Annotated in this window: 3 protein-coding genes and 2 pseudogenes; all 5 read left to right on the top strand. The window is 51.4% G+C overall.

The features are described from left to right. Nucleotides 1–1445: MobQ family relaxase (gene mobQ, locus OCV64_RS13755; protein WP_262670349.1), on the top strand; the 1445-nt coding region annotated here is incomplete at its 5' end. A 15-nt stretch (nt 1446–1460) separates the two neighbouring features. After that, entirely contained in the window at nt 1461–3362 is a 1902-nt protein-coding gene (locus OCV64_RS13750) for an AAA family ATPase (RefSeq protein WP_002592865.1), read from the top strand. Between the two features lie 85 nt (nt 3363–3447). After that, nucleotides 3448–4944: pseudogene (locus OCV64_RS13745) on the top strand (VirD4-like conjugal transfer protein, CD1115 family); the annotation flags it as partial. Nucleotides 4945–5007: 63 nt separating this feature from the next. Then, nucleotides 5008–5136 (top strand): annotated as a pseudogene (locus OCV64_RS13740) (Maff2 family mobile element protein); the annotation flags it as partial. 652 nt (nt 5137–5788) lie between these two features. Continuing rightward, nucleotides 5789–6010: GTP-binding protein (locus tag OCV64_RS13735; RefSeq protein WP_258927084.1), on the top strand; the 222-nt coding region annotated here is incomplete at its 3' end.

The raw sequence follows: 6010 nt of genomic DNA, 5'->3' as shown, positions 1-6010 counted from the left end.
CCGTTGCCGCAGCCGCCTATCGAAGCGGCGAGAAAATCACAAACGAGTGGGACGGAATGACCCATGACTACACCCGCAAGCGCGGCGTTGTCCATACGGAAATCCTACTGCCGCCCCATGCCCCGCCCTCTTTCTCTGACCGTTCAACCTTGTGGAACAGCGTGGAGCTTTACGAGAAAGCCGGGAACGCCCAGCTTGCCAGAGAGATTGACGCAGCACTCCCCATAGAATTATCCAGAGAGGAACAGATCCGGCTTGTCCGTGAATACTGTTCCTCTCAATTTGTTTCAAGAGGAATGTGCGTTGATTTTGCCATTCACGACACCGACAGCGGCAACCCCCATTGTCATATCATGCTTACCATGCGCCCCCTTGACGAGCGCGGCGCATGGGCGGCGAAGTCCAAAAAGGAATATGACCTTGACGAGAACGGCGAGCGCATACGCTTACCAAGCGGCAGATACAAGACACACAAAGTTGACCTCACAGGCTGGAACGACAAGGGCAACGCGCTTTTATGGCGCAAGGCATGGGCGGATATTTCAAACGCCTACCTTGAACGCGCCGGACACCCGGAGCGTATCGACTACCGCAGCAACGCCGAGCGCGGCATTGACGAGCTGCCCACCGTCCACATGGGCGTAGCGGCCTGTCAAATGGAGAAGAAAGGCATAGCCACCGAGAAAGGCGAGCTGAACCGGAATATCCGAAAGGCAAACCGCCTTATCCGGGAAATCAGGGCGCAGATTGGAAAGCTCAAAGAATGGATTGGCGAACTGTTCAAGGCGCGGGAAACCGCCCCGGAGCAGCCCCCGCAATCCCCCGGCCTTGCAAATCTGCTGATGAAGTATTTAAGCGTTCAGAGAGAAAAGAGCCGGAAGTATTCGCAGAGTTGGCAAAGGCAGCACGCCGCCGATGAACTGAAAACCGTTGCAAAGGCGGTCAACTATCTTTCCGAGCATGGTATTTCTACCCTTGCGGAGCTGGACGCTGCCCTTTCCTCTGTCAGCGACCAAGCCGACGCTATCCGGGAGGGCATGAAAACCGCCGAGAAGCGCATGAAAGAATTGCAGAAATTGATTGAATACGGGAAGAACTACACCGAGTACAAGCCCATTCACGACGAGCTGAAAAAGCTGAAAAATGGCTGGACGAGCAAGCGTGACAAGTACGAGGAAGCCCACCGCGCCGAGCTTACGCTATGGAACGCAGCGAGCCGCTATCTCCATGCAAATCTGCCGAAAGGGACAAAGACCTTGCCTATCTCTGAATGGGAAAAAGAGTACGCCACTCTCAGCGGGCAGAGAACAGCGGAATATACCAAGCTGAAAGAAACCCGCGCCGAGGTTGCCGAGCTGCACAATATCCGCAAGTGCGTTGATATTGCACTGAAAGCCGACCAGCCGGAGCAGACCCGCGCCAAGCGGCACGACTTAGAACGATGAATGGAGTTGAGATTTTTGTACTACACCCAAGAACAGATAGACCGGGCGAATCAAGCCGACCTTGTTTCTTTCCTGCAATCACAGGGCGAGCAGCTTACCCGCGCCGGGAATGAATACCGCTGGAAACGGCACGACAGCTTGACCGTCCGGGGAAACAAATGGTACAGGCACAGCCAGAGCAAGGGCGGCGGCCCCGTTGATTTTGTTATAGAGTTTTTCGGCAAGAGCTTCACCGAAGCCGTGGAACTTCTCACAGGAGAAAAGGGAGCCGCACCGCCGCCGGACAGACCTTGCCCCGCGTCCCTTTCCGACTTCCGGCTACCACCCCCAAACAGCGACAACCGAACAGCGAGGAACTACCTCACAGCAGCCCGCCGCATTGATGAAGATGTGACGGGCTTTTTCTTTGCCCGCGGCGATATTTACGAGGACGCAGCCCACCACAACGCCGTATTTGTGGGGCGGGACGAGGACGGAATACCGCGCTACGCCCACAGCAAGGGAACGGCGGGAAACTTCCGGCTCGATGTGAAAGGCAGCGACAAAGCCTTTAATTTCTGTTACCGGGGCGAGGGCGACAGGCTTTTTGCCTTTGAAGCCCCCGTTGACCTGCTCTCTTTCCTCTGCCTGTTCAAAAAGGAATGGCAGAAGCAGAGCTATTTGTCATTGGGCGGCGTGGGAGAAAAAGCCCTATTGCGTTTCCTTTCTGACCGTCCGAACATCAAGACCGTTTACCTCTGCCTTGACAGCGACCAAGCCGGAAACGACGCTTGTAGCCGCCTTGCGGAGCTTGTGCCGGAGGGCTTGACCGTCCACCGCCTTGTGCCGCTGTTTAAGGACTGGAACGAGGTATTGCAGCACCGGGCAGAAATCACAGACGGGAAGTATATCCAGGAAGCAGTTTACGGCCTGAAAGAGCCGCCGCAGGAAGAAACCGTCGAGATTATCCGCATGAGCGAGGTTGACACGCAGACCGTTGAATGGCTATGGGAGCCGTATATCCCTTTCGGGAAAGTAACCATTGTGCAAGGCAACCCCGGCGAGGGCAAGACCACCTTTGCCCTACGCCTTGCCGCTGCCTGCACCACCGGGGGAACGCTGCCGGGAATGAAGCCCCTGCCGCCATTCCAAGTGATTTACCAGACCGCCGAGGACGGGCTGGGCGATACCGTCAAGCCCCGCTTGATAGAAGCCGAAGCCGACCTTGACCGCGTGCTTGTGATTGATGAAGCCAAGCGGGAGCTTACCCTCTCCGACGAGCGCATAGAAAAGGCAATCACGCAGAACGGGGCGCGGTTGATTATCCTTGACCCAATACAGGCGTACATGGGCGAAAAGACCGACATGAACCGGGCAAACGAAGTGCGCCCCATGTTCCGCCGTCTTGCCGATGTTGCCGAGCGTACCGGGTGCGCCGTTATCCTTATCGGACACTTGAACAAAGCTGCCGGAGGGCAGAGCGCATACCGGGGCTTAGGTTCTATCGACTTCCGCGCCGCAGCAAGGAGCGTCCTGCTGATCGGGCGCGTGAAGCGGGAGCCGAATGTGCGTGTTATCGTCCATGACAAATCTTCCCTGGCGCCGGAGGGCAAGCCCGTTGCCTTTTGCCTTGACCCGGAAACAGGCTTTTCATGGATAGGCGAATACGACATAACCGCCGACGAGCTGCTATCCGGCGCGGGCGGGAACACCGCCACCAAGACCGAACAAGCCGAGAAGCTGATACTTGACCTGCTTGCAGACGGGAAAGAGCTTGCCAGCGAGGACATTGTAAAGGCCGCAGCCGAAGCCGGAATATCCGAGAGGACGGTACAGAACGCCAAGCGCAACATGGGCAGCATTTTGGGCGCAAGGCGTGTCGGCGGTCAATGGTATAACTTCATCAAGAAGAAGCAGCCGCCCGAACCCGCAAGCTGAAAGTGCAAAACGCAGACCCTTTGCACTTTGCACTTTCGCACTTTCACAAGAATTTGCGTCAATAACTCAAAAAAGCACTTGACAAAACGCTTCATGGGGCAACGCCGAAGATATAAAGCCCTACATTGACCCGGATTTTCAGAACAACATCATTTTGACGCAGACCGAACGCCTTACCATGAACAGCCGCCCGAAGCAGCCGAAATATGCGAGAAATAAAAACGTCGTGGTGATCGGCGGCAGCGGCAGCGGCAAGACAAGGTTTTTCGTAAAGCCTAATTTAATGCAGCTTCATTCTTCCTACGTCTTGACCGACCCAAAAGGCACCGTCCTAATCGAGTGCGGAAAGCTGCTGCAACGGGCAGGCTACCGCATTAAGGTACTGAACACGATAAACTTTCGGAAAAGTATGCACTATAACCCCTTTGTCTATATCCGCAGCGAAAAGGACGTGTTAAAGGTTGTCAATACCCTTATTGTCAATACCAAAGGCGAGGGAGAAAAAAGCGCGGAAGATTTTTGGGTGAAAGCCGAGAGATTATTATATTGCGCGTTGATCGGCTACATTTGGTATGAAGCCCCCGCCGAGGAAATGAACTTTACAACGCTGCTTGAACTTATCAATGCAAGCGAAGCACGCGAGGACGACGAGGAATACCAAAGCCCCGTTGATCTGCTCTTTGCCGATTTAGAAGAACGCAGCCCCGACCATTTCGCGGTGAAGCAATATAAAAAATACAAATTGGCGGCGGGCAAAACGGCAAAATCAATCCTTATTTCTTGCGGTGCGCGTCTTGCCCCTTTTGATATAGAGGAACTCCGGGAACTCATGTCCTATGATGAATTGGAACTTGATACATTGGGCGACAGGAAAACCGCGCTTTTCCTCATAATGAGCGATACCGACGACACCTTTAATTTTGTTATCGCTATTCTGCAATCGCAGCTTTTCAATTTGCTTTGTGATAAAGCGGACAACGAATACAACGGCAAATTGCCTATTCATGTCCGGTTTTTGCTTGATGAATTTGCCAACATCGGGCAGATACCCCGCTTTGATAAGTTAATTGCGACCATTCGCAGCAGGGAAATGTCCGCTTCTATCATTCTGCAATCGCAGAGCCAACTAAAAGCCATTTACAAGGACGCGGCAGAAATCATACTTGATAATGCCGACAGCACCTTGTTTTTGGGAGGACGTGGGAAAAATGCAAAGGATATTTCGGATAACTTGGGACGGGAAACAATCGACAGTTTCAATACTTCCGAAAATCGCGGCACGCAGGTTTCTCATGGACTTACTTATCAAAAATTAGGAAAGGAGCTGATGACACAGGACGAAATAGCAGTTATGGACGGTGGGAAATGTATTTTGCAGCTACGCGGTGTGCGTCCCTTTTTAAGCGACAAATACGACATCACGAAACACCCGAACTACAAATACCTTTCCGACTTCGACAAAAGAAACGCTTTTGACGTGGAACGGTATATGTCTACCCGTCCGGCAATCGTAAAGCCCGATGAAGCCTTTGACATATACGAAATAGATTTGTCCGACGAGGACGCAGCCGCCGAGGAATAACGGCGGCATTTTCATTTTCAACAACTTTTTTTGAGCCGCACAGCGGCAGAAAGCGAGGTTTATATGGAGTTTTTCAACAGCGCAGTTGTTGTATTGCAGACTTTGGTTATCGCGCTTGGCGCAGGTCTTGGCATTTGGGGTGCCATTAACCTCATGGAGGGTTACGGCAACGACAATCCGGGCGCAAATGCTCATGTACGGTAAGGAAGCAAGCAACCGAAAACAAGAGATAGACCGCCAGCACTACACTATTCCGAACCAAAGACCAAAAGATAAGCATTGTGGGAAAATCTAAACTTTTGGATTTTCCTACAATGCCAACTACGGCGGAATCCCTCCCACTCCTTATATCTTTCTGTATACATTGAATTTGTATTTAGTAAAATGCAGACAACACCACGGATCGGCTTTTGGTTGGACAATTCCAACCAAACACCACAGCAGACAGCAGAAAACATTCTGAACGCTAGGAAGCCGGTATGATTGTTACATATAAGGGGAAGAAAAATTTCTTTTAGGTACTTGCTTTCCTAAAACTGATGTGATACAATGATTTAATCCAGAAAAGGAGTAAAAAATATGCGGCAAGGTATTCTTAAATAAAACTATAATCAAATAGTGGGAACAAAGGATTATGATAGCTCCTTTTGTAGGGGCTTAGTTTTTTGTACCCAATTTAAGAATACTTTTGCCTTATCAATTTTGACATATCCCCAAAAACAGCAATCACAAACAGGTGTATGCTGTATATGTGTATGTCCGCAACTTATAATCCCCAGTGGTAAAAGTATTTTACTGCTGGGGATTTTTATGCCCTTTGGGGCTGTAAAGGGAGGACAATCACATGAAAATAATCAATATTGGAATTCTTGCCCATGTAGACGCTGGAAAGACGACCTTGACGGAGAGCCTGCTATATGCCAGCGGAGCCATTTCAGAACCGGGGAGCGTCGAAAAAGGGACAACGAGGACGGACACCATGTTTTTGGAGCGGCAGCGTGGGATTACCATTCAAGCGGCAGTCACTTCCTTCCAGTGGCACAGATGTAAAGTTAACATTGTGGAT

Origin of the sequence: Muriventricola aceti, from assembly GCF_025567565.1 — a bacterium.
Taxonomy (GTDB): Bacteria; Bacillota; Clostridia; order Oscillospirales; family Oscillospiraceae; genus Lawsonibacter; species Lawsonibacter aceti.
Note: the sequence above shows the minus strand (reverse complement) of the source record. Positions and strands in the feature narration are given on the sequence as shown.